The sequence below is a fragment of the Aeoliella straminimaris genome (genome assembly GCF_024054565.1).
Lineage (GTDB): Bacteria > Planctomycetota > Planctomycetia > Pirellulales > Lacipirellulaceae > Aeoliella > Aeoliella straminimaris.
This window is the reverse complement of the sequence record NZ_JAMXLR010000051.1, coordinates 308,423-328,298: the sequence shown is the minus strand read 5'-3', so window position 1 is coordinate 328,298 and position 19,876 is coordinate 308,423. Positions and strand designations below refer to the sequence as shown.

Below are 19,876 nucleotides of genomic sequence, written 5' to 3'. Positions count from 1 at the left end.
TGTGCTCCTGTTTTTGCTTTAAGTTGGGGTGGTTCTACGGATCCGCGGCGTTGAATTGATTTGCGATGGCGTCGGGACCGATGAGAACGACTGGTGGGAGCTGTCTGCCTGCGACTGTCGGAGCGGGCGAGGTGTTCACCTCGCGTCATGCATCGTCATGAACATACCGTTGCCAAGCAGCTGGCACCGAGGCTCCACCGATCCAAAGCCTGATTTGAATGCGAAGGAGTCGCGCAAGCGATAGAAGGAACCATGAAGACAAGGATGTCGATGTTCTGGGCCGTTGGTATCATCTACTTGGTTGCCGCTGAGGGAGCGAACGCTGTTGAGTTGCGTCAGCCGCGGGCGATTCAGCACGAGCCTTTCGTGCCCACATCCACACCTCGTGCGAGCACCAGCAACGACCATGGTGTCCGCGATGCCTTCCAGCTTCGCGATACGGTGTCCGACGACGCAGCGGGACCGGCGGAACTCCAGAGCGAGGTCGCCGAGAAGGCCGACCCGCTTACATCGCCAACAACGGAGGCCATGGCGAAACCGCAGACGAAGCTGCTCACGCCGCTCGGCAAGCGTGTGCGAAGCGTGCTCGACGAGTACTATGTCAATCCGCTGAACACCCGGGACGACAACGCCTGGGATGTACTGCACTGGTCGATCGCTTACGGCGTGGACGCCAACGTCTCGGTGGGGCATCCGCGTGGCGACCAGGTGGCGGCCATTGGCTGGCTGTGCTGCAACTATCCGTCGGCCGGCAAGCAGATTATCGAACTCCACAACGGGCGCTGGGACTTGTCGATTGCCCCCGGGCGGCAGGGACACGATGCACAGTTCCTGGCCATGCTGGCCCAGTCGCGGGTCGCCCGCGACTACATGATCCGCGTGGCGCACCAGGAGCACACCGTAGAGGACCTGATCGAGTTTGAGAAGCGGACCTGCCGCAGCGGCCAGGAATCGACGTTCAAGCTGATTTCTCTGGCCTACTACGAGGGCACGGACGCCAAGTGGAAGAACTATCGCGGTGAACTGTGGTCGGTTGATCGCCTGCTGGCGGAAGAGCTCAAAGCGCCGATTGGGCGGTACACGTCGACCTGTGGCGGGATTCATCGGCTGTATGCCATCGACCAGGCGGTGAAGTACCGCCGTCGCGACGGACTGCCGATGACGGCACTCTATCGCCAGGCAGAACAGAAGACCAAACAATACCAGCGGCGGGCGTTCTCGCTGCAAAACGGCGATGGCAGCTTCAGTACCGCATGGCTGGACGAAGCCGAGCAACAAGGCGACGCCACGCGAAGACTGACCACCAGCGGCCACATTCTCGAATGGCTCGCGGCGTCGCTCGACGAGGACCAACTCGACGATCCCCGCTTCGAACGCGCGGTGGCCTATGTCGCTCAGTTATTGGAGCGGCGCAGCCACTACGATTGGTATCCCGGCGCGTTGGGCCACGCCTTGCATGCGCTGTCGATCTACGAGCAACGCACCGCCGGCACCGAAGCAGGCGAGCGAAGCACAAGGATCGCGCAACAAGCCCCTAGTCGTGGCTACTGAGCTACGGTTGCCGGAGGGGGCTCCCGGTTAGGGGAGTTCGTCGAACGTGCCGACGAGCACTGGACCTCCGGTGCGATGATCGCTCACCAAGGTTGGGCCGGGTAGTTCCATGCTCTTCATCTCGAACTGGGCGGGATCGATCGCTTCGTTCACCTTCTCCCATGCCACCTTCAGGTCGTAGGTGGTCGTGGTGCGGGCGTTGCGGTGTTCGATGCGGGCCGACTCGGGCACCCACACGCCCGAGACCTCTTTCCAGGTAACTTCGGAGGTTTGCCCCCACTGCTCCTGGGCCCCATCGGCCTGCGTGTGCTCCAGGTGGTACGACAACTTGATAGGCGAAAACTGCTTGGTCTCGTCGACCTGCAGGGTGGTCATGATGGTCGGGCCTTTGCTGGATATCCGCCACTGGATCTCCCACACGCCGTCGTTCTTCTCACACTTCACCACACCCTCTGGCGAGAACGACTCGAGCGCCAGTTCGAGCCGCCGAGCTTGTTCGCCTTCGACAAAAGTCGTCAGGCCGAGGGTGCGGATATCGATTGGCATCACGGGCGATTCGATCGCGAAGTCGGGGCTGCGAATGGTGAGCGCCTCAGGGCCAACGCCACTGCGGTAGAGATAGATGGAGTCGGGGCGGCGAATCAACTGAAGCCCGACCTCGAGGCCCCCATCGACCTGGACCCCGTCTTCCAGCCAGGGGATCCGCTCGCTTCGTTGGAAGTGCGACGATTTCTTCGCGTGGTCGAAAGCACATCGCATCGTTACCGGATAGCGTTCGTCTCGCTCGCCCCGCTGGATGTGGCGTTCGCCCTCGATGCGATAGATGCCGCTGGTTAGCTGAACGCGTGAGTTGGCCAGCTTTTGCAGCACCTGCTCCGCGTCGTCGACCGCTGCCAGGCAGGGACTGTAGCCAACGATGCCGATGGCCAGCAACGTCCCGGCCAGCGCCTGCGACGCCACGCCTCTCACTCGGATGCGAAACAATTTGGCCTCCCTTTCTTGGCGAACAAGGGTCTCTCTCAGGATAATCGTGCCGAGCGGCATTGCCATGCAGGCAACGCCACGGCCGGCGGTTGAAGTACCTACCCCACAGAGGCGGCCAACTTGGCTTCACTATAGCGGGTTCTTCGCGCCGAGACTAACTAGTCCTGGTCGGATCCGTTTTCTGCAGGCTTGGGAACGCTGGTCCAGATGCCGACCTCGGATCGGCCCACCAGCACATGCTGCCCCGAGGCGTTCTCTTGCAGCAGACGCTCGCGCAGCGTGTCGATGCCAACCTCTTCGGCCTTTGCCACTTTCAGCCGCTGTATCGCCGGCTGCAAGCTTTCCATGATATCGGCGACGGCCATCAGCCACTCTCGGTATTTGGCTGGCCACCCACAAAGGTTTGCAGCTGCACCGTTGGCGCGGGAAGGTCCGCACCGACGAAAGCGGGGTAAGCCTGCTCCAGAAAATTCCACGACTGTCCACTGAGCTCGGTGGTCGTCGTCAACCACTCGCACACCTGGTCGTTCAGCGTAGCGGGCGGGAAGGACCGCACGAAGGTCCAGTCAGGTTCCTGAAACACCATCAACCCACCCGGCTTCAGATGTCGGGCAAGCCCGCGCAGTATGGTCGATGGGTCGGGCTGGAATGGCAGCACGTACCGGCCCACCACTGCGTCGAACGGCTCGTCGAATGCCATCTCTGCCGGATCGCCTTCGCGAAAATCGACATGGCTCGTGCGGCGCTGCTCGGCCGCCTGGGTCGCTGTCGCCACGGCGATGGGGGACCTGTCGCAGCCCACAACCGAGCCGTTGGCACCCACTAGCTCGGCCGCCAAAAAAGCGACTTCGCCCGCGCCACTACCAACGTCGAGCACCCGCATGCCAGGCTGGATGCCCGCTTCGCGAAAGAAGTGTCGTGTCACTGGCTCGAGCAGCCTGGCCTGGACACGCAAACGATCGAGCTCGTGGCGAGAGTGTCCCAGCACATAGGCCGGATTCGATTCTCCTGACGGATCGGTCATCGGTGGTTCCTCGGCACAGTGAAGGTAAATGCCAAAGGGAATCTGTGCTGACTCGCCGTTCCCTGCGGTGAGCTTAGCGCGGTGTCGTCCCACACACAAGTTAACCTAGGAACTGTGCCAAGGGTAATTACCCTGCATCACTAGAGCGTATTCAAGCCGGTACACCAAAGATCGCAGCACTCCAGCGACTTCGTGCTGCGAGGTGGTAGTCAACGCGTGTTTGATACCGCGCGAATCTGCGACTAGCGTTTCAAGCCGATCGACTGGAGGGTTGCGTGATCAAAGCGGCCGGATCCAGATTCTGCCGCTCGCTACGAGCAGACACAATGCGGCAACAACGAGCCAGTAGGCAAGCGGGCCGGACGCCGTGGCCCCACTACGCAGATGCAGCACACAAAAGATCACCATTTCCGCGGCTATGCAAACCGCGGCGACGGGAATCAAGAACGAAAGTGGCCTATAGAAAGCAGGCAACACAAGGCACACGCTGATCACCATTTCCGCGATGCCCATGGCCAACCACACGCCACTTGGAATCGCTTTCAAAGACGGCATTGTTTGTTCGGCGGAATGAGAAAACTTCCACACTGCGCCCATGGCGGTGTGCAGCGCAAGCAGGATTTGCAGGACCCACAGCAGCATATTCATGGCGTATCTCTTTTGGGAGAGAGTTTACGAGATCTGAGTGAGTAGCTCGACCAGCCGACCGCCCATCAGATTCCAGCCGTATCGCGCGCCGGCGAAGTTCTTCTTCTGTTCTGGTTTGAAGCCCGAGTGCACCAACTGCAGTCGCGTGCCACTGTCCGTAGGCGAGAGCGTAAACGTGACGACGGTTTCCATGTCGCCAACTACCCAGGTGAAGGTCATCTTGCGAGATTCTTGAATTTCAAGGAGTTCACAGTCCACAGTGCCGTCCCAGCCAGGTTGCGGCGGCGCTTGAAACTTGAACGTTGCACCGGGATCAAGTTGAAGGTCGCATACCGGCAGCAGCCACTGTTTAAGCAGTTCTGGCTGTGTAAGTGCGCGCCACACTTTCTCGGGCGGATGCGATAGCTCGACTTCCAGCGAGATGGTGTGGGACTGGGATGGTGGGGTGTTGTCGCCGAAGGCCATTATTCTTCGTCCATTTCGTCCAGCAGTTGCTTGAGTCTGTCGACGCGTTGCTTCCAGAACGCTTCGTATCGCGATATCCAATCCCACACGGGGCCCAGCTGGTCGGGCACAAAGTGGTAGCGTCGTTCGCGGCCGTGCCGTTGTTCGGATACGAGTCCCGCATCGAGCAATATTCGCAAGTGCTGCGAAACCGCCGGCCGACTCATCTCGAAGTGGGCGGCCACGGCGCTAACCGAGCGATCGCCTCCGGACAGGAGGTCAAGCATATCGCGGCGCGCAGGGTGACTGATTGCACGAAACACATCGGCATCAGGGGTGGCGGTAGTAACCATGCCAATAAAATACGTAAGCAAAGCCTTACGCGTCAAGGGGGAAGAGACCTTTTTTGTTTTGCAAGCCAAAGAAATGTTGTCCGCAGCACCGGCGAAGCTTGCGGGTGCGTCTTAGCAGTCTTCCTGGTCCTCGCTAGTCGTGCCGCCTAGAATGAGCGTTTCTCTGCTAGTCGATGGCATGCGGGAGTGGTTAGCTCACGTCCGTTTTGTCTGCCAGCGAAACCATTTGCCCTGAATCTTAAGCCGATGTGTACCCGTACTTTTTGGAACAACAACCGTCTGGCGCCTGTTGTCGGGCGGACGATGGACTGGCCCGAGTCGACACAGCCGGTGCTGGTGGTGTTTCCCAGCGGTATCCAACGAGACGGGGCGAAGGTTGCTACGCAGACCGTGGTGTCCGAGAACCCAGCCCAATGGACCTCGAAGTACGGAAGCCTTGTCACCACGGCCTATGGCCTGGCCACAGTGGATGGAGTGAACGAAAAAGGGTTGGCCATTCATTTGCTGTATTTGACAGCCACCGACTTTGGTCCGCGCGACAAATCGAAGCAGGGAGTGCAGGCGGGAATGTGGGGCCAGTACCTGCTGGACAACGCCGCGAGTGTGGCCGAAGCCCTCGAGTTAATGAAAGACTTGCAGCCGGTTATGGTCGAGTTGGAAGGGAAGCAAGCCACCGTGCATCTGGCGATGGAGGACGTTTCAGGGGACTCGGCGATTATCGAGTACGTGGGTGGCAAACCGGTGGTGCACCAGGGTCCGGAATACCGCGTGATGACCAACGACCCCATTTACGACGAGCAACTGGCCAACCTGGCCAGCTACGACTTTACCAACGCCACCCGGCAGACCCCGCTGCCGGGCAATGTCGATCCGCAGCACCGCTTTGTGCGGGCGGCGTACTACATGCAAATGCTGCCGGAGCCGGCCTCCGAGCGCGAGGCCATCGCCTCCATTCTGGCAATTGCGCGCAATGTGTCCGTCCCGTTCGGAGCCCCCAACCGTCTACCGGGTACGCTCTACAACACCGAGTACCGGACCGCGATTGATCTGAAGAACCTGCGCTACTTCTTCGAGCTGACAACGGCCCCAAACGTGATCTGGGTGAGCCTGGAGCAATTCGATCTGACACCGGGCGCAGCAGTGCGGATGCTGCCGCCGGACGACATTCATCTGGTGGGCAACGTGACCACGAAGTTCGAAGCGGTGGAGCACGCTCCGTTTTAGCGGCGAGTGCCAGCATTTCACCTATCCGCAGGGGATAGTGGTGCAAATTCTCTTGACGCGATGGCTCGGCGGCCGTATCCTCCAAATAAGTGGACGGACGCGTCCGTTTCATCCGATGGAGCATTCTATGAAACCCAAAGAAGCACCCAAATTCACCGAAAAACAAGCCGAAATTCTTGAGACCGCCTATCAGGTGTTCGCCAAGGAGGGCTTTCGGAATACCGACGTCCAGGTGATTGCCGACCTGGCTGGCGTCGGCAAAGGGACCGTCTATCGGCACTTTGGCAACAAGGAAGAGCTCTTCCTGGCCACGGCCAAATACTGCCTCACCAAGGCGGGGCAGTACATCGAACAGCAAGTGCTGCAAGAGGACGATCTGGAAACCCTGCGCGACCACGTGGGGGCCCTGGAAATCCTCCGCCGCGCGGCGGTGGCCTACGCCAAGTACTACCAGAACAATCCCCTGACGATCGAGATCCTAATCCAAGAACGGGCGGAGTTTCGCGAGTCGGTCTTTCCAACCCACTTGATGTGGCGTGCCGAGGCGCGGGAAAGGATGGACGAACTTTTCAAGGACGCCATCGATAAAAAACTATTTCGAAACGTCGATCCCAAGCGGGCTACCGATGCCTTTGCCGACTTGCTGTATGGAAGTGTGGTGAATGGTTGTCTGGGAGGTGGCAAGTCGCAGCTAGTCGTTCGAGTTGAGAACGCCGTTGATATTTTTCTCCATGGTCTGGTTCGGCACGATGCCCCATCCAGCGAGTGAGAGAGGAGAGAGAGGAACAGACAGATGTCATTTCAGGTGAAATCCTCCACGTACCCATGGATGTGGTTGGGGGTCTCGCTGGTTGTGCTTGCGACCGGCTGCAATCAACAACAGACCAAACTGCCGGAAGCGGATAGCTACGCCAAACGCGAGCGCCACATCGAAGTGCAGGTGGTGCCGGCCTCGCGACAAAAGCTGGCCGTGGAGCAGGAGTTCACCGGCGATTTGCTGCCGCGTCGGGTAACGCGCATCGTGGCCGAAGTCAGTGGGGTGATAACGCACATCCCCGAGATCGGCAAAAAGATCAACGTCACGGTGGGTGGCAAGAGTTACTCCGAGCGACTTGGTCTGACCTATGGTCAACATGTCAAAAAAGGCGACTTGTTGTTGCAGATCGATTCACGGGACTACGAAATCGCTCTGCAAATTGCCAAGGCCAAGCTGGCCAAAGCACAGGCCGATCTGGAGAAGCTGCTCTCGTGGGAGCGGGACGAAGAAATCAGCCGCCTGGTTGCCATGCAGACCGAAGCGGTCGCCCGGCTGGAGCAAGCCAAACGCAATCGCAACCGCTTGGAAAAGCTGCTGCCGAATCACGCCATCAGCGAATCGGAGTTTGAAGAATCCGAGACCGAAGTGACCGCGGCGGCCGCCGCGGTGGATAGCGCAACCGCGATTGTCGAGCAGGCAAAGGCAGGACCCACATCGGAAGAAATCGCGGTGCAACGGGCCCTCGTCGATCAGGCTCAGGCAGAAATCAAACAGAAGGAGATCGAGCTTTCCAAGGCTACGATCCTCGCGCCCTACGACGGTGTCGTCACAGCCATCAACGTGGAAGTGGGTGAACGGGTAGCGCCGGGTGGCGACTCGTTGATCGAGTTGATGGACCTGCGCTACTTGATCGCAGAAATCAATATTCCCGAAGCCTACGTCGGAGCGGTCCAGGTCGAAGACCTGGCGCACGTGCTGGCGGCCGGCGCCACCGAAGCGGTGCCAGGTGTGGTGGTGGCGGTGAATGAAATGGTCGACCCCGCCACGCGAACCTTCCGCACACGGGTCGCCATCGACAACATCCGGGCCAAGTTCAAGGCCGGGCAGTTCGCCAAGGTACGCATTCCCCTGCAATCCACCGCGGCCGACTCGTTGGTGGTGCCCGCCCGCTCGATGGTGTTCATCGATGGCCAGCCGCACGTCTATGTCGTCGAGCAGGGCAGGGCGACCGCCCGCCGAGTGGAACCCGGGCTCGCCACGGAGGAAGCGGTGGAAATCACCAGCGGCCTCTCACCTGGTGACCAGGTTGTGACGGACGATCCCAACCTGCTTTCTAGCGGCGTGCAGGTGGCTGTGCGATCTGCCGAAGGTTCGCTGACGCTGACTTCCGCGCAGCAGTAATCCGCCCACAGTGCCCGTGTGAAGTCTCTTGCTCGCCATCTTCGATTAATGGATGACGGACGCGTCCGTTCTCGCTGATAAGCAAACTGAGTAATCGCTATGAAACTCTCCGAAACCGCAGTACGCCGACCTGTTCTGACGCTCATGGCGTTCTCGGCCCTCATCGTGTTCGGCTTTGTCGCCTACCGCTCGCTGGGCATGGCCCTGTATCCCGACGTCGACATGCCGATGGTTACGGTGACCGTTGCCTACGAAGGGGCCGCGCCCAAAACCGTGGAGACCGAGGTGACCGAGGAGGTCGAAGAGGCGCTGGCTACCATTAGCGGCATCAAATCCATGCGGAGCGAAACCAGCGAAGGCCTCTCGCAGGTCTTCCTGGAATTCGAACTCGAGCGAGACGTCGACATCGCCGCCCAGGACGTGCGCGACAAGATGTCTGGAATTCAACACGAGCTGCCCGACGATTCCGAAGCGCCCGTCATCGAAAAGTTCGATCCCGACTCAGTGCCCATCATGGGCATCATCCTGGCGGGCAACTCGTCGATTCGCCAGATCTCACAACTGGCCGAGGACGTCGTAAAGCCGGCCATCGAAGGCATCAACGGCGTGGGTGGTGTGCAACTGGCCGGCGATCGCGAACGCGAGATTCGCATCTGGTTGCGAGTCGACGACCTGGAGGCCCACAACCTCTCCGCGCAAGACGTGGTCGACACGCTTCGCACGGGTAACATCGAACTCCCCGGCGGCCGCCTCGAGGCGGGCAAGCAGGAGCTGGTCGTCAAAACCAAGGGACGCATCGGCTCGGTGGGCGACTTTCGCCGCATGGTGGTCGCCCGCCGCAACGGACGGCCCATTCGACTCGAGAACGTGGCCTACGTGGAAGATGGTCTCGAAGATCGGCACAGCCTGGCCCGCCTGAACGGGCAGCCGGCCGTTTCGCTTGCGGTGCGACAGCAGTCGGGCTCCAACATGGTGGCGGTTGCACGCGAAGTGAAGTCGGCCCTCGACCACATTCGCGAGACGCTGCCCGCAGGTTACGAACTGCTGGTTGTGCAGGACAATTCGGAGTACGTCGAACGAAGCGTGGACGAAGCCCAGGGCGAGTTGGTTCGCGGGGCGGGGCTGGCCGTGCTGGTGATTCTGCTGTTCCTGCGGAGCGTCCGCGGTTCGTTGGTGGCTGCGGTAACGATTCCGGCCACGATTATCTCGACCTACGTCTTCATGCTGGCGATGGGCTTTACCATCAATACGCTCACGCTGCTCGCCCTGACCATCTCGGTGGGCATGATCATCGACGACTCGATTGTGGTGCTGGAGAACACCTGGCGCCACATGCAGGAGGGCAAGTCGCGGCTCCAGGCGGCCATCGCCGCCATGGACGAGATTGGCTTCGCCGTGATTGCCACGTCGCTGTCGATTGCTGCAGTGTTTGTGCCGGTGGCCTTCATGGAAGGAATCATCGGCCAGTTCTTCTATGAGTTCGGTATGACCGTGACGTTCGCCGTGGTGATCTCCACGCTGATCGCGTTGTTCCTCTCGCCGATGCTCTGTGCGCAGATTCTAAAAATCGGTAACACCAACGGCCGCCTCTATCAGGCATCCGAACGGATCCTCACCGGCATCGAATCGACTTACGCCTGGATGCTTGGAGTCGCGCTGCGTTTTCGCTGGCTGGTGGTGCTGGTGGCGGGCGGTGTGTTCGTCGCCAGCTTGATGCTGCTGCCAATGATCGGCAAGGAGTTTACGCCCGAGGCCGACGAAGGACAGTTCCAGGTGCAAATCGAAGCGCCGACCGGTTCGTCCATCGAGCAGACCTCGCTGTTGGCCAGCAAGATTGAAGACATCATCGCTACGGTGCCGGCAGTGCAGGACATTTACACCACGGTTGGCGGCCAGTACGAAGGGCAAACCAGCGTGGCCCAGGTGATGGTGAAAATGGTCGACCGCAAGCAGCGGACCATTTCGCAGTTCGAAGCGATGCGACTTACCCGCGAGCTTATCGCTCCCTACTCGCACCTGAGGATTACGGTCGACCCCATTGCCCGGTTGGGCGGCGGCGGCATGCGTTCGGCGGCAGTGCAGTACAACCTGCGGGGCGACAACCTGGACGAGCTCAACGAGATTGCCGACCAGGTGATGACACAGATGAAAGACAGCCCGGGTTTTGTCGACGTCAACAAGACCAGCCAGACCGGCAAGCCGGAACTCTCGATCGATATCGACCGCGATCGCGCGTCTGACCTGGGTGTGAAGGTCGAAGACCTGGGCAAGGCCATCAATCAACTTGTCGGCGGCCAGGCGGTTTCGCAGTTCGAGACCGCGGGCGAGAACATCGATGTTCGCGTCCGGCTGGTGGGGGGCGATCGCCAGCACGCCGCGGCGGTGGAGCGTCTGCCCATTCGCGCCGGCAATGGCGACCTGTCCGAGTTGAAGGAGATTGCGGAGGTCAAAAACACATTCGGGCCGGTGACCATCGAACGGCAGAACCGTCGCCGCCAGGTCACGGTGCTCGCCAACCTGGTCGATGGCAAGCCGTTGGGAGAAGCCGTCGCCGATGTTGAGTCGATGGCCGCCGGCATTGGCCTGCCTGCGGGCGTCACGGGCGTCTTTACCGGCAAAGCCGAGATGATGGCCGAGTCGTTCGCCAGCATCATCTTCGCGCTCGGCCTGGCGGTGCTGCTGACGTACATGGTGCTGGCCGCCCAGTTCGAGAGCTTCCTGCATCCGCTGACCATTATGTTCAGTCTGCCACTCTCGATTGGCGGGGCGTTGGGCGGTCTCGCGCTTACCGGGCGGACGCTCAACATCTTCAGCATGATTGGCATGGTGATGCTGCTAGGCCTGGTGACGAAGAACGCAATTCTGCTGGTCGATTACACCAACCTGCTACGCCGCGGCGGTATGGATCGCGACGAAGCGCTCAAGAAGGCAGGCCCCGTGCGGTTGCGTCCAATTTTGATGACCGCCATGTCGACGATTGCAGGCATGATCCCCATCGCCATCGGCCTGGGCGAGGGTGCTGAGACTCGCGCGCCGATGGGGGCCTGCGTCGTCGGCGGCATGATCACCTCTACGCTGCTGACGCTGATCGTCATTCCGGTGGTGTATAGCCTGGCCGATGGCTTCGCAGAGAAAGTCAAAAGCCTGTTGTTCGCTCAAGCCAAACAGGCGGAGCCCACGCCCGAACTTCCCCCGGAACCGGAGACCGTTATCGAAGAAGTCGAGCCGACGGTGGTGCTGAAGCGGGTTCCACGCCCCGCGGGGCATGGAGTGCAGGCCTCGAACTTCACGCCGGCGCCGAACCCGGCGACGTAGGGCGGTTGTTCCATCCGACCGTCGCTTCGATTTCCTCAGCATGATATTGCGAGAACGGCCACAGCCCAGCACCGCTTCTACGCTTACAGCCCTGTCATCTGCTCCAGCTTCTCGGGATACCGGTTGCCGAGCACCTGCACTTCGGTCGTAGCGTTGTCGATCTCCTGCATGTCTTCGGCCGTCAATTCGATGTCGACGGCACCGAGATTTTCTTCCAGGCGATGCAGTTTTGTTGTGCCGGGAATCGGTACGATCCACGACTGCTTGGCCAGCAACCAGGCGAGTGCGATTTGAGCGACCGTGGCCTCCTTTTTCTTGGCGATGCTTTCGAGCAACTTGATCAAAGCTTGATTGGCCTTGAGCGCCTCGGAGGTGAAGCGGGGCAGCGAGTTGCGGAAGTCGTTGCTTTCGAACGTGGTGCCGGCGTCCATCTTGCCTGTCAGAAAGCCCTTGCCTAGCGGACTGTAAGTCACGAAGCCAATGCCGAGGTCCTCGAGCGTTGGAATCACGGCCTCCTCCGGCTTGCGGGTCCACAGCGAGTACTCGCTCTGCAGTGCCGCAACTGGCTGCACGGCATGGGCGCGACGAATGGTCTGCACTCCGGCCTCCGATAGGCCAAAGTGTCTGACCTTGCCTTCGCCGATCAGTTCCTTCACCGCGCCGGCCACATCCTCGATGGGCACCGCTGGATCAACGCGGTGTTGATACAGTAAGTCTATCGTGTCGACCTGCAAGCGCTTGAGCGAGCCATCGACCGCCTGTCGGATGTGCTTGGGATGGCTGTTGACCTTGGGCGTGCCGGTCATGCCGCGCGGGTCCGCATCGGGGCGAATGTCGAACCCAAACTTGGTGGCGATCACCACCGAGTCGCGGACATCCTTCAACGCCTCGCCGACGAGTTCCTCGTTGATCAGCGGGCCATACACTTCGGCCGTATCGAAGAACGTCACTCCCCGCTCCACCGCGGCGTGCAGCAGGTTGGTCATCTCCTGCTTGTCTTTGGGGGGGCCGTAGGAGAAGCTCATTCCCATGCAGCCCAACCCAAGGGCGGAAACTTCCAGCCCGCTTGTCCCCAGTTTTCGCTTTTGCATCTTCTCTCTCCTGCATGTTCGTAGGCGTCAGCTTTCGCCAGTCAGATAGAACTCTTCGGACACGTGTTCCATCCACTCCACTGCCGAACCGTCGAGTTTTTCCTGAAACGCAATATGAGTCATGGCCGTGGTGGATGTGGCGCCGTGCCAGTGTTTCTCGCCTGGTGGAATCCAGACGACGTCGCCCGGCCGGACGGTTTCCTTGGGTCCTCCGTCGCGCTGGACCCAGCCGCTGCCTTCGGTGATTACCAGCGTCTGGCCCAACGGATGGGTGTGCCATGCCGTGCGCGCGCCGGGCTCAAAGGTCACGTTCACCGCCATCACTCGCGCGGGGGCGGGGGGTTCAACCAAGGGATCGATTCGCACGGTGCCGACAAACCACTCTCCAAACTCCTCCAGTGGTGGGCGTGAACCTCTGCGGAATACATTCATGGGTTTTTTCTCCTCATTGAGTGACGGGGCTATTCCAATTTGAGCGACGCCATATTGATGACGAAGCGGTATTTTACGTCCGACTTCTCCAGCCGCTCGTAGGCTTCGTTCACTTGCTGGATCGAGATCAACTCAATCTCGGAAGTAATGCTGTGCTTGCTGTAGAAGTCGAGCATCTCCTGCGTCTCGGCGATGCCGCCAATGATCGAACCTGACAGGTTGCGACGACCGAACAGTAGTCCGAGCGTGGCAACGGGAGTCGGCTCTCCCGACGCTCCGACGAGTGTGAGCATACCGTCCGCACCAAGTTGGTTGATGTACGCGTTGAGGTCATGCTGGGCGGAGACCGTTTCGAGGTAGATGTCGAACGTGCCGCCGTGTTTTTGCATCTCTACTTCGTTGCGGGAGACAATCACTTCGTCGGCGCCCAGTCGCACGGCGTCCTCCTTCTTGGCTTCCGAGCGGGTGAACACTACCGTAGACGGTGGGCATAGCGTTCTGCCACTCGTTACGCACCTGGTGTAAGTCGGAATGGCAGATGCCACAGTACAGGATCTCGATCTCGACGTCTCGGTTGGTCGGTTCGCGGCGGGCGATAGTATCCGCGGCCAGGGGCGCGCTGGCGCTGGCTGCCGAGTAGGCTTTGGCGTTGGGCATGATAGCTGTTCCGTTGAAGGTAGTCGTGGGCGGATGGACTCCCTAGGTCGCGGGCGGAATTGGACAAAAGTCCAAGTGACGCTCGCGGTTGGCTTCGGAAATCTCTTGTCGTGCCGGATTCTACGCGGTGCGGGGCTCTCGGTAGTATGACGATCCTGCGCGATGCTTGTATAATTCTCCAAACCTCGGGTTTTCGACGCGTCACGCGGGAAAGACAGGTCTATCATCGAGAACATGAGCACCGACACGAGCCAACGACAAGCAGTTCGCCTGGAAAGCGATCAGCTGGAACTTGCCGAACGCATCGCGCGGTTGCAGCCGGACGAAAGAAGTCGCGAGGTCCGGCCAGGTCTGTTTTTCAATCGAGCCAACTCGCCCGGTGATCGCGTGCATGGCATGGCCGAGCCTTCGCTGTGTGTCATTGCGCAGGGCGGCAAACAGGTGCTGCTGGGCGAGGAGCAATTTCGCTACGATGCCGCCCATTACCTGATCACTACCATGCAGGTGCCGCTGGTGGGCCAGGTGGTGGAAGCGACACCGGAGGAGCCCTACTTGAGTTTCCGGTCGGTGCTGGATCCCGCGGTCGTCACCTCGGTGATGGTCGAGTCGGGGCACGTCCAGCCGGGCAGCGACGCCAGCATGAAGGCGGTCGACGTCAGCCCGCTTGATGCAGGGCTGCTCGATGCGGCGGTACGACTAGTGCGGCTGATCGACACGCCGGATGAATACCCAGTTCTGGGGCCACTGGTCATGCGCGAGATCGTCTTTCGCCTGCTAACCGGTGCGCAAGCCGCGCGGCTCCGCCACCTGGCGACATTCGGCGGGCAAGGACATCGGATGGCCCGCGCCGTGGACTTGATACGCGAGAACTTCGATCGACCGCTGCGAGTGGAAGACGTGGCCCGCGAGGTGGCGATGAGCGTCTCTGGGTTTCACTCGCACTTCAAAGCCGCCACGGCCATGAGCCCGCTGCAATTCCAAAAGCAACTGCGCCTGCAGGAAGCCCGCCGGTTAATGCTGAATGAAGACTTCGACGCCGCGCAGGCAGGCTTCCGCGTGGGCTACGAAGACGCCTCGCAGTTCAGCCGCGAATACAAGCGGCATTTCGGCAACCCACCGAAACGCGACGTCGAACAACTCCGCGAGATGACAGCCAATAGGGCAGGGTAGCCGGAGTCGGCTATCCAGCTCGCGTCACTCGACAAGCACGGGGGACGTATAGGCTCCCTCGATGACAACATCTCCCCAACCCAGGGTGCCTTTGGGGCGCAGCTTGCCGTTCATCCAGTGCGATTTTTCGAGCACGACACTTGTATTGGTAGATCCACTCCATACCGAATCGATGACCGTCACGACCCCCCAGCCAATCACATGGAAGTCGACGTGGCTGCCGTTCGGATTGGCCAGTTGGTCGTAGATGGGGATCAACTTCTTGCTACCGTGAACCAATTGCACTGATTGCTTCAAACCGGAGGAGAGGCCCGTGTCGCCCTGCATCCAGGCGGGTTCTGCGCTATCGAGGTACTCGGTGTTCGAGGTGCGGCCGTCCGCTACAAGTGCGTCCAGGTCGGCCTGGCGGAGACCATTGAGGATCTGGTCGTTCAGATCGGACGAACTATTGCCCGTATAACCCACGTCGACGGTGCCCCAGTTGCCCGGCACCTCTGCCCCTGACTCGTCTGCGATTTTCCCGTTGCCGTAAGCGGTCCATAGGTCGCCGGGGCTCAAGCTGTCCCACAGTTCCTTCGGCGTTGCGAAAGGCAGGATTTCGGCCCCCGGCGCCATGCCTTGTGCCTTTTGCAGCACAGCAGTACCGGTCGCATAGATCGCCGCCTCGTCATGGCCGAACACTCGTGCAAAGAACAGTGGCGCTTGTGGGTTAAGGGCCCCGTCTCGCCGCAACGTAACGCGGACAGTGTCAAAAGTCCCGGTGTTCAGCAGCTGGAGCCCCGTGTAGATGGTGTCCGGGTCGTAGCGTCCGATCTGGATGTCATCCAGAGCGACCTGAAACCCTTCTTCACCCAAGTTGTTGCGGACGTAGTTAATCACCGTCTGTTTGGCGGCTGCCACATCCTGAGTGCCATCGGCCTGGCGGATCAGGTCCTGGACCCCCGCCAACGCGGAAGCGTCCGCGGCTTTCTGCAGATCGGTTTGCAGCTTCAGCAAATAGCCATGATCAATGGCGTAAGCGACCATGCCGACCAGCGCAGCCATCAATAGGGCTGACAGAACTACGATCGCCCCGCGCCGTTCATTTCTTATGTTGCGTCGCATCTTACGTCTCCACTATTCTTCGGGAAACAACTAAACCACGGTGCGATTTCCTCTACGCCCGAACTACTCTCTACGCATTACGGTTTTGGATACAACTTGCTTACCGTTGATTCCTGGAAAGCCGTGCACCCACCGCAGGTCGTCGTAAGACACGGATACCGTCACATTGACTTCACCTCCGGTGCCTACGGTTGTCAGTTTGCCCTCCGAGATGGTTCCCCCGTTCGCTTTGGTGACGGAGACTTGGGTCATAGCCGCGATTGTCGTGTCGGGCTTACCGGGAAACGCCTCTTGGAGATAATCTCGCACGGCTGCTTCTACTTGCGACACAAGGGCCGTATCGTACCTCGCTGCGACTCGCGCGCCCTCGCGAGAGGCGTCGCTCACTGTCTGTTGCACATTAGCGTATTGACCGAGGTCGATCGCCCCCAGCACGAGGAGCGTCAGTAGCGGCGCTACGATCGCGCACTCCACTGCAGCAGCACCCTTTCGATGAGCTGCGCGGGTTTGCTTTTTCGATGCGTGGTAACTGTTTTGCACAGGATTACCTCATTCGCGATGTACACATTGGACAGCACTGATCGTGGGCCGAAAATTCATGAAGTCTAGCGGCAACCAGGTCATGTCTTGGAAGTCGACTTCGATGGATACGGTAAGTTCGGTTCCGGTCTCGCACGTTGCCAAACTGGAAGGCACCGTGACCCGCACCTTATCAGGATTGTTGGCATGGCGCGTGACCGCCGCCAGGTAGTCGCGCGTCGCAGCGTCGACCTTGTCGCTCGAGAGCGTTGTCGCCAGCGAGGCGGTGCGACATCCCTCCCGGGCCGCGTTCGTGAGCGCCTGCTTCATATTCAATGCTCGCGACGCTTCGATAAGACCGAAGATGAGTAGAAAGAAGACCGGCGCGACAAAGGCAAACTCAATCGCGGCGACCCCGGATCTTTCAGTAGCTTTCTGTGTTCTTCGAGGCATTGACGATTCTCCCGATAGAAAAGAGGCGGCCGCTGTGTGAGAATCCGTTTCGCGCACAGTGGCGGCTAATAAAACATAGGTTGGTCATGATTGTGCGGAGCAGGATTTTTGGGGAAAATACCGATTGGACCAGTAGGCCTCCGGACAAACTGTAAATCCGGTACCAACGGAATCGAAGTGCAGGAGGACGTGTTGCATCCCCGCAGAGGTGTTGTGCGAGGAGGGAGTCGGCAGAAACGCTGCCTGCGACGTGAAACGCCCATGCGGTTCGCACTTTGGTACTAGATCGCAGGCTGGAGCGGAGGATCTGGCTTGCAACATAGGACACAGCCAAGGCGGATTGCCGCCACGTTTCCATGACCGCCATCTTGTTGTCATGGGACGTTCGGCATCGGTCATTCCATCCCAGCCGTCTTCGCCGCCGGAACGCTCTGAGCAGACGCCAGCTCCATGGCGCGATCGAGCTGCGTGCGTAGTTCGTGCATCTGGTCGGAGCTGAGCTGTTGGCCAGTGAGGCTGGCCAGATGCAACGCGATGACCACCGCGGCAGCCACGGGAACTGCCACGAGTGCCCAAGGGTAGCCGCCCAACAGCCATTGGACGTAGGCATAGATGCCGGCCATGAAGATGACGAACACCGCGGCAAAGTAGGTGACCATGACGCCGGTCCAGATCTCTGGGCGGGGCGAAAAGCGGCAGTACAGTTCCGTGCCGCCCTGCTCGAGCTCGGTGAGATGCACCGACAAGTGGGGCGACCATAGCCGCTGCTGCTGTTTGGGCACCTTGAAGTCGAGGCACGGCCCGGCCGACTCGGCATGCCCGCCGAACTCGGCCGAGCGAATCGCGCGACGCAGCTTCGCCAATGTGGGGTCCAACGGTTCGTCCGTATAGAGGACGAACGTGGGTTGCATTTCGAGCGTCGTCATATCGCGGCCGAGTGGGAAGAGAAGCAGGCAGACGAGGTGGCACAATTGTGCCGCACGATGCAGAGAGGGTAAACACTCTTTTGCCAGGGAAACTCCAGGCAGCCGATGCGCGTTCAATGGCCTGCCGCCGCGGTGGCATTGCCCGGGCCAATAGCGGACGAATTGGGGATTTTGCAGGCATCACCGGCCCGCGATGGTCAGGGGACACGCCTGCGGGGTGGGTAGTGCCGGTGGTGTCGATGGTGCGGAATGCCCGTTGGTTGCCCAAAAACTAGGCGTCCATCGCGGCCAGAGCGTTGACGCTTGGACGTAACCCGTTTAGCATAAACAGGTTGCTCCGCTAGTGTTACATTCCTTTCGAGTGCCCATAATTCGTCTCTTCGCCATGTCGGACAAACCTTGGGGCGGTGCTTTCGAGCAACCGACCGACCAATTGCTGGAACAGTTCAGCGAGAGCGTCAGCTTCGATCGCCGACTGTACGCGCAGGATGTGCGCGGTTCGGTGGCACATGCACGCATGCTCGCAGCCGTCGGAGTGCTCACCGATACCGAACGCGATCAGATAGTGGATGGACTGGTCAAGATTGGCGAGGAGATCGCTGCCGGCACGTTCGAATTCAAAACGTCGCTCGAAGACGTTCACATGAACATCGAGCGGGCGCTCACCGAGCGGATCGGCGACGTGGGCCGCAAGCTCCACACCGGACGTAGCCGCAACGACCAGGTGTCGACCGACTTTCGACTGTGGATTCGTGACTCGATCGACCGCGTCGACGGCCTGCTCAAGAATTTGCAGCGGGCGTTCGTGCATCGCACCACGCTCGACGAGGGGGCGATCGTGCCCGGTTACACCCACCTGCAGCGGGCCCAACCGGTGCTGGCTGCCCACTACTGGCTGGCGTACTGCGAGAAGCTCCAGCGCGATCGCCAGCGGCTGGCCGACTGCCGCGGGCGTGTGAACCAATTGCCGCTCGGCACGGCGGCCCTGGCGGGCACTACGATTCCGATTGACCGGCAGATGGTGGCTGACGAGTTGGGCTTTGAGGGCATCGTGGCCAACAGCCTCGACTCATCGAGCGACCGCGACTTTGCCCTGGAGTTCGCCTACGTGCTGACGCAGATTGCCTTGCACCTGTCGAGCTGGGCCGAGGAGTGGATTCTGTGGTGCACCACCGAGTTCAATTTCCTGAAGCTGCCCGACGCTTTTTGCACCGGCTCGTCGATCATGCCGCAGAAAAAGAATCCTGACGGACTGGAGTTGGTGCGGGGCAAGTCGGCTCGCGTGGTGGGCAATCTGCAGTCGCTCATCACGCTGACCAAGGGCTTGCCACTGGCGTACAACCGCGACCTGCAAGAGGACAAGGAGCGGGTGTTCGACTCGGCCGACACCGTCGAGGCATGCCTGGAACTGGCCGCGCCGATGGTAGCCGGTGCTCAGCTTAAGCGAGAGTCGATCGCCGCGGGCATCGATCGTGGTTACCTCGACGCCACGACCCTGATGGAATATCTGATTGCCGCCGGCGTACCGCAACGCACCGCGCACGAGTTGATCGGCAAGCTGGTCGGTACGGCAATGAAGGCCGATTGCCGCCTGGCTGATCTGCCGCTGAAAGACTTCCAGGCGGCGCACGAATCGCTCGACGAGAGCGTTTACGACGTGCTCGGAGTCGAGCGTGCGGTTGAGGCATTCAAGAGTTTCGGTTCCACCAATCCCGATCGGGTGGCCGAGCAAGTTGCAACGTGGCACGAGAAACTCAAATAACAAGGCCGCGACCGTAGGTCGCGGATACCAACAGCGCGGTCCTTGGTCGCGGACTTGTAGG

The 19,876-nt window shown here is 60.3% G+C and carries 20 protein-coding genes; 7 read left to right on the top strand and 13 right to left on the bottom strand.

Going from position 1 to position 19,876, the window contains the following annotated elements:
- Positions 1 to 252 precede the first annotated feature (252 nt).
- Complete coding sequence (locus tag NG895_RS15095; protein WP_252853345.1) at positions 253 to 1,551, top strand: hypothetical protein; 1,299 nt, start codon at positions 253 to 255, stop codon at positions 1,549 to 1,551.
- Between the two features lie 27 nt (positions 1,552 to 1,578).
- Here the strand turns inward: NG895_RS15095 and NG895_RS15090 are convergent, their stop codons facing one another.
- The 6 genes from NG895_RS15090 to NG895_RS15065 form a co-directional block, all read right to left on the bottom strand.
- On the bottom strand, positions 1,579 to 2,535 hold the full coding sequence (locus NG895_RS15090) for a hypothetical protein (protein WP_252853344.1): 957 nt from the start codon (positions 2,533 to 2,535) through the stop codon (positions 1,579 to 1,581).
- Between the two features lie 158 nt (positions 2,536 to 2,693).
- Positions 2,694 to 2,900: a hypothetical protein gene (locus NG895_RS15085; RefSeq protein ID WP_252853343.1), complete on the bottom strand. Its 207-nt coding sequence runs from the start codon at positions 2,898 to 2,900 to the stop codon at positions 2,694 to 2,696.
- Positions 2,900 to 3,559: a class I SAM-dependent methyltransferase gene (locus NG895_RS15080; RefSeq protein WP_252853342.1), complete on the bottom strand. Its 660-nt coding sequence runs from the start codon at positions 3,557 to 3,559 to the stop codon at positions 2,900 to 2,902. Before NG895_RS15080 ends, NG895_RS15085 begins: the two co-directional genes overlap by 1 nt.
- A 279-nt stretch (positions 3,560 to 3,838) precedes the next feature.
- Positions 3,839 to 4,207 (bottom strand): DoxX family protein, encoded by a 369-nt coding sequence (locus tag NG895_RS15075; RefSeq protein WP_252853341.1) that lies wholly within the window; start codon positions 4,205 to 4,207, stop codon positions 3,839 to 3,841.
- 24 nt (positions 4,208 to 4,231) lie between these two features.
- Positions 4,232 to 4,672 carry an SRPBCC family protein gene (locus NG895_RS15070; RefSeq protein WP_252853339.1) on the bottom strand — a complete coding sequence of 147 codons (441 nt, stop codon included), beginning with the start codon at positions 4,670 to 4,672 and terminating at the stop codon, positions 4,232 to 4,234.
- Positions 4,672 to 5,004, bottom strand: a complete 333-nt coding sequence (locus NG895_RS15065; protein WP_261361100.1) for an ArsR/SmtB family transcription factor — start codon at positions 5,002 to 5,004, stop codon at positions 4,672 to 4,674. The genes NG895_RS15070 and NG895_RS15065 overlap by 1 nt, the downstream gene beginning before the upstream one ends.
- A gap of 246 nt (positions 5,005 to 5,250) precedes the next feature.
- On the opposite strand from NG895_RS15065, the gene NG895_RS15060 reads away from it, so the two are divergent.
- The 4 genes from NG895_RS15060 to NG895_RS15045 all read left to right on the top strand — a co-directional run bounded on the left by NG895_RS15060 (position 5,251) and on the right by NG895_RS15045 (position 11,701).
- Positions 5,251 to 6,228, top strand: coding sequence for a linear amide C-N hydrolase (locus NG895_RS15060; protein ID WP_252853338.1), 978 nt, complete (start codon positions 5,251 to 5,253; stop codon positions 6,226 to 6,228).
- Between the two features lie 127 nt (positions 6,229 to 6,355).
- On the top strand, positions 6,356 to 6,997 hold the full coding sequence (locus NG895_RS15055) for a TetR/AcrR family transcriptional regulator (RefSeq protein WP_252853337.1): 642 nt from the start codon (positions 6,356 to 6,358) through the stop codon (positions 6,995 to 6,997).
- A 24-nt stretch (positions 6,998 to 7,021) separates the two neighbouring features.
- Positions 7,022 to 8,386 (top strand): efflux RND transporter periplasmic adaptor subunit, encoded by a 1,365-nt coding sequence (locus NG895_RS15050; RefSeq protein ID WP_252853336.1) that lies wholly within the window; start codon positions 7,022 to 7,024, stop codon positions 8,384 to 8,386.
- 99 nt (positions 8,387 to 8,485) lie between these two features.
- Positions 8,486 to 11,701 (top strand): efflux RND transporter permease subunit, encoded by a 3,216-nt coding sequence (locus NG895_RS15045; RefSeq protein ID WP_252853335.1) that lies wholly within the window; start codon positions 8,486 to 8,488, stop codon positions 11,699 to 11,701.
- A gap of 83 nt (positions 11,702 to 11,784) precedes the next feature.
- On the opposite strand, the gene NG895_RS15040 is transcribed toward NG895_RS15045, so the two are convergent.
- From NG895_RS15040 to NG895_RS30630, 3 genes are read right to left on the bottom strand one after another with little or no spacing between them, the layout of a single operon-like run.
- The gene (locus NG895_RS15040) at positions 11,785 to 12,792 is read right to left on the bottom strand and encodes an aldo/keto reductase (RefSeq protein ID WP_252853334.1); all 1,008 of its coding nucleotides are present in this window, start codon (positions 12,790 to 12,792) and stop codon (positions 11,785 to 11,787) included.
- 27 nt (positions 12,793 to 12,819) lie between these two features.
- Positions 12,820 to 13,224 carry a (R)-mandelonitrile lyase gene (locus NG895_RS15035; RefSeq protein ID WP_252853333.1) on the bottom strand — a complete coding sequence of 135 codons (405 nt, stop codon included), beginning with the start codon at positions 13,222 to 13,224 and terminating at the stop codon, positions 12,820 to 12,822.
- Positions 13,225 to 13,253: 29 nt separating this feature from the next.
- Positions 13,254 to 13,697 carry a zinc-binding dehydrogenase gene (locus NG895_RS30630; protein ID WP_341871459.1) on the bottom strand — a complete coding sequence of 148 codons (444 nt, stop codon included), beginning with the start codon at positions 13,695 to 13,697 and terminating at the stop codon, positions 13,254 to 13,256.
- 418 nt (positions 13,698 to 14,115) lie between these two features.
- On the opposite strand from NG895_RS30630, the gene NG895_RS15025 reads away from it, so the two are divergent.
- On the top strand, positions 14,116 to 15,051 hold the full coding sequence (locus tag NG895_RS15025; RefSeq protein ID WP_252853332.1) for an AraC family transcriptional regulator: 936 nt from the start codon (positions 14,116 to 14,118) through the stop codon (positions 15,049 to 15,051).
- A 24-nt stretch (positions 15,052 to 15,075) separates the two neighbouring features.
- Here the strand turns inward: NG895_RS15025 and NG895_RS15020 are convergent, their stop codons facing one another.
- The 4 genes from NG895_RS15020 to NG895_RS15005 form a co-directional block, all read right to left on the bottom strand.
- Positions 15,076 to 16,155 (bottom strand): TadG family pilus assembly protein, encoded by a 1,080-nt coding sequence (locus NG895_RS15020; RefSeq protein WP_252853331.1) that lies wholly within the window; start codon positions 16,153 to 16,155, stop codon positions 15,076 to 15,078.
- Positions 16,156 to 16,218: 63 nt separating this feature from the next.
- Positions 16,219 to 16,629, bottom strand: a complete 411-nt coding sequence (locus NG895_RS15015) for a TadE/TadG family type IV pilus assembly protein (protein WP_252853330.1) — start codon at positions 16,627 to 16,629, stop codon at positions 16,219 to 16,221.
- Positions 16,630 to 16,704: 75 nt separating this feature from the next.
- On the bottom strand, positions 16,705 to 17,127 hold the full coding sequence (locus tag NG895_RS15010; RefSeq protein WP_252853329.1) for a TadE/TadG family type IV pilus assembly protein: 423 nt from the start codon (positions 17,125 to 17,127) through the stop codon (positions 16,705 to 16,707).
- Between the two features lie 395 nt (positions 17,128 to 17,522).
- Positions 17,523 to 18,053 carry a hypothetical protein gene (locus tag NG895_RS15005; RefSeq protein ID WP_252853328.1) on the bottom strand — a complete coding sequence of 177 codons (531 nt, stop codon included), beginning with the start codon at positions 18,051 to 18,053 and terminating at the stop codon, positions 17,523 to 17,525.
- Positions 18,054 to 18,438: 385 nt separating this feature from the next.
- On the opposite strand from NG895_RS15005, the gene argH reads away from it, so the two are divergent.
- Positions 18,439 to 19,815 carry an argininosuccinate lyase gene (argH, locus tag NG895_RS15000; protein WP_252853327.1) on the top strand — a complete coding sequence of 459 codons (1,377 nt, stop codon included), beginning with the start codon at positions 18,439 to 18,441 and terminating at the stop codon, positions 19,813 to 19,815.
- Positions 19,816 to 19,876 lie beyond the last annotated feature (61 nt).

Bases quoted from the DNA above. Each gene is read 5' to 3' on its own strand.
- NG895_RS15025 (WP_252853332.1), top strand. From the start codon at position 14,116: ATGAGCACCGACACGAGCCAACGACAAGCAGTTCGCCTGGAAAGCGAT.
- NG895_RS15095 (WP_252853345.1), top strand. From the start codon at position 253: ATGAAGACAAGGATGTCGATGTTCTGGGCCGTTGGTATCATCTACTTG.
- NG895_RS15075 (WP_252853341.1), bottom strand. From the start codon at position 4,207: ATGAATATGCTGCTGTGGGTCCTGCAAATCCTGCTTGCGCTGCACACC.
- NG895_RS15020 (WP_252853331.1), bottom strand. From the start codon at position 16,155: ATGCGACGCAACATAAGAAATGAACGGCGCGGGGCGATCGTAGTTCTG.
- NG895_RS15050 (WP_252853336.1), top strand. From the start codon at position 7,022: ATGTCATTTCAGGTGAAATCCTCCACGTACCCATGGATGTGGTTGGGG.
- NG895_RS15060 (WP_252853338.1), top strand. From the start codon at position 5,251: ATGTGTACCCGTACTTTTTGGAACAACAACCGTCTGGCGCCTGTTGTC.
- NG895_RS15040 (WP_252853334.1), bottom strand. From the start codon at position 12,792: ATGCAAAAGCGAAAACTGGGGACAAGCGGGCTGGAAGTTTCCGCCCTT.
- argH (WP_252853327.1), top strand. From the start codon at position 18,439: ATGTCGGACAAACCTTGGGGCGGTGCTTTCGAGCAACCGACCGACCAA.
- NG895_RS15005 (WP_252853328.1), bottom strand. From the start codon at position 18,053: ATGACGACGCTCGAAATGCAACCCACGTTCGTCCTCTATACGGACGAA.
- NG895_RS15055 (WP_252853337.1), top strand. From the start codon at position 6,356: ATGAAACCCAAAGAAGCACCCAAATTCACCGAAAAACAAGCCGAAATT.
- NG895_RS15085 (WP_252853343.1), bottom strand. From the start codon at position 2,900: ATGGCCGTCGCCGATATCATGGAAAGCTTGCAGCCGGCGATACAGCGG.
- NG895_RS15010 (WP_252853329.1), bottom strand. From the start codon at position 17,127: ATGCCTCGAAGAACACAGAAAGCTACTGAAAGATCCGGGGTCGCCGCG.
- NG895_RS15080 (WP_252853342.1), bottom strand. From the start codon at position 3,559: ATGACCGATCCGTCAGGAGAATCGAATCCGGCCTATGTGCTGGGACAC.
- NG895_RS15070 (WP_252853339.1), bottom strand. From the start codon at position 4,672: ATGGCCTTCGGCGACAACACCCCACCATCCCAGTCCCACACCATCTCG.
- NG895_RS15065 (WP_261361100.1), bottom strand. From the start codon at position 5,004: ATGGTTACTACCGCCACCCCTGATGCCGATGTGTTTCGTGCAATCAGT.
- NG895_RS15045 (WP_252853335.1), top strand. From the start codon at position 8,486: ATGAAACTCTCCGAAACCGCAGTACGCCGACCTGTTCTGACGCTCATG.
- NG895_RS15035 (WP_252853333.1), bottom strand. From the start codon at position 13,224: ATGAATGTATTCCGCAGAGGTTCACGCCCACCACTGGAGGAGTTTGGA.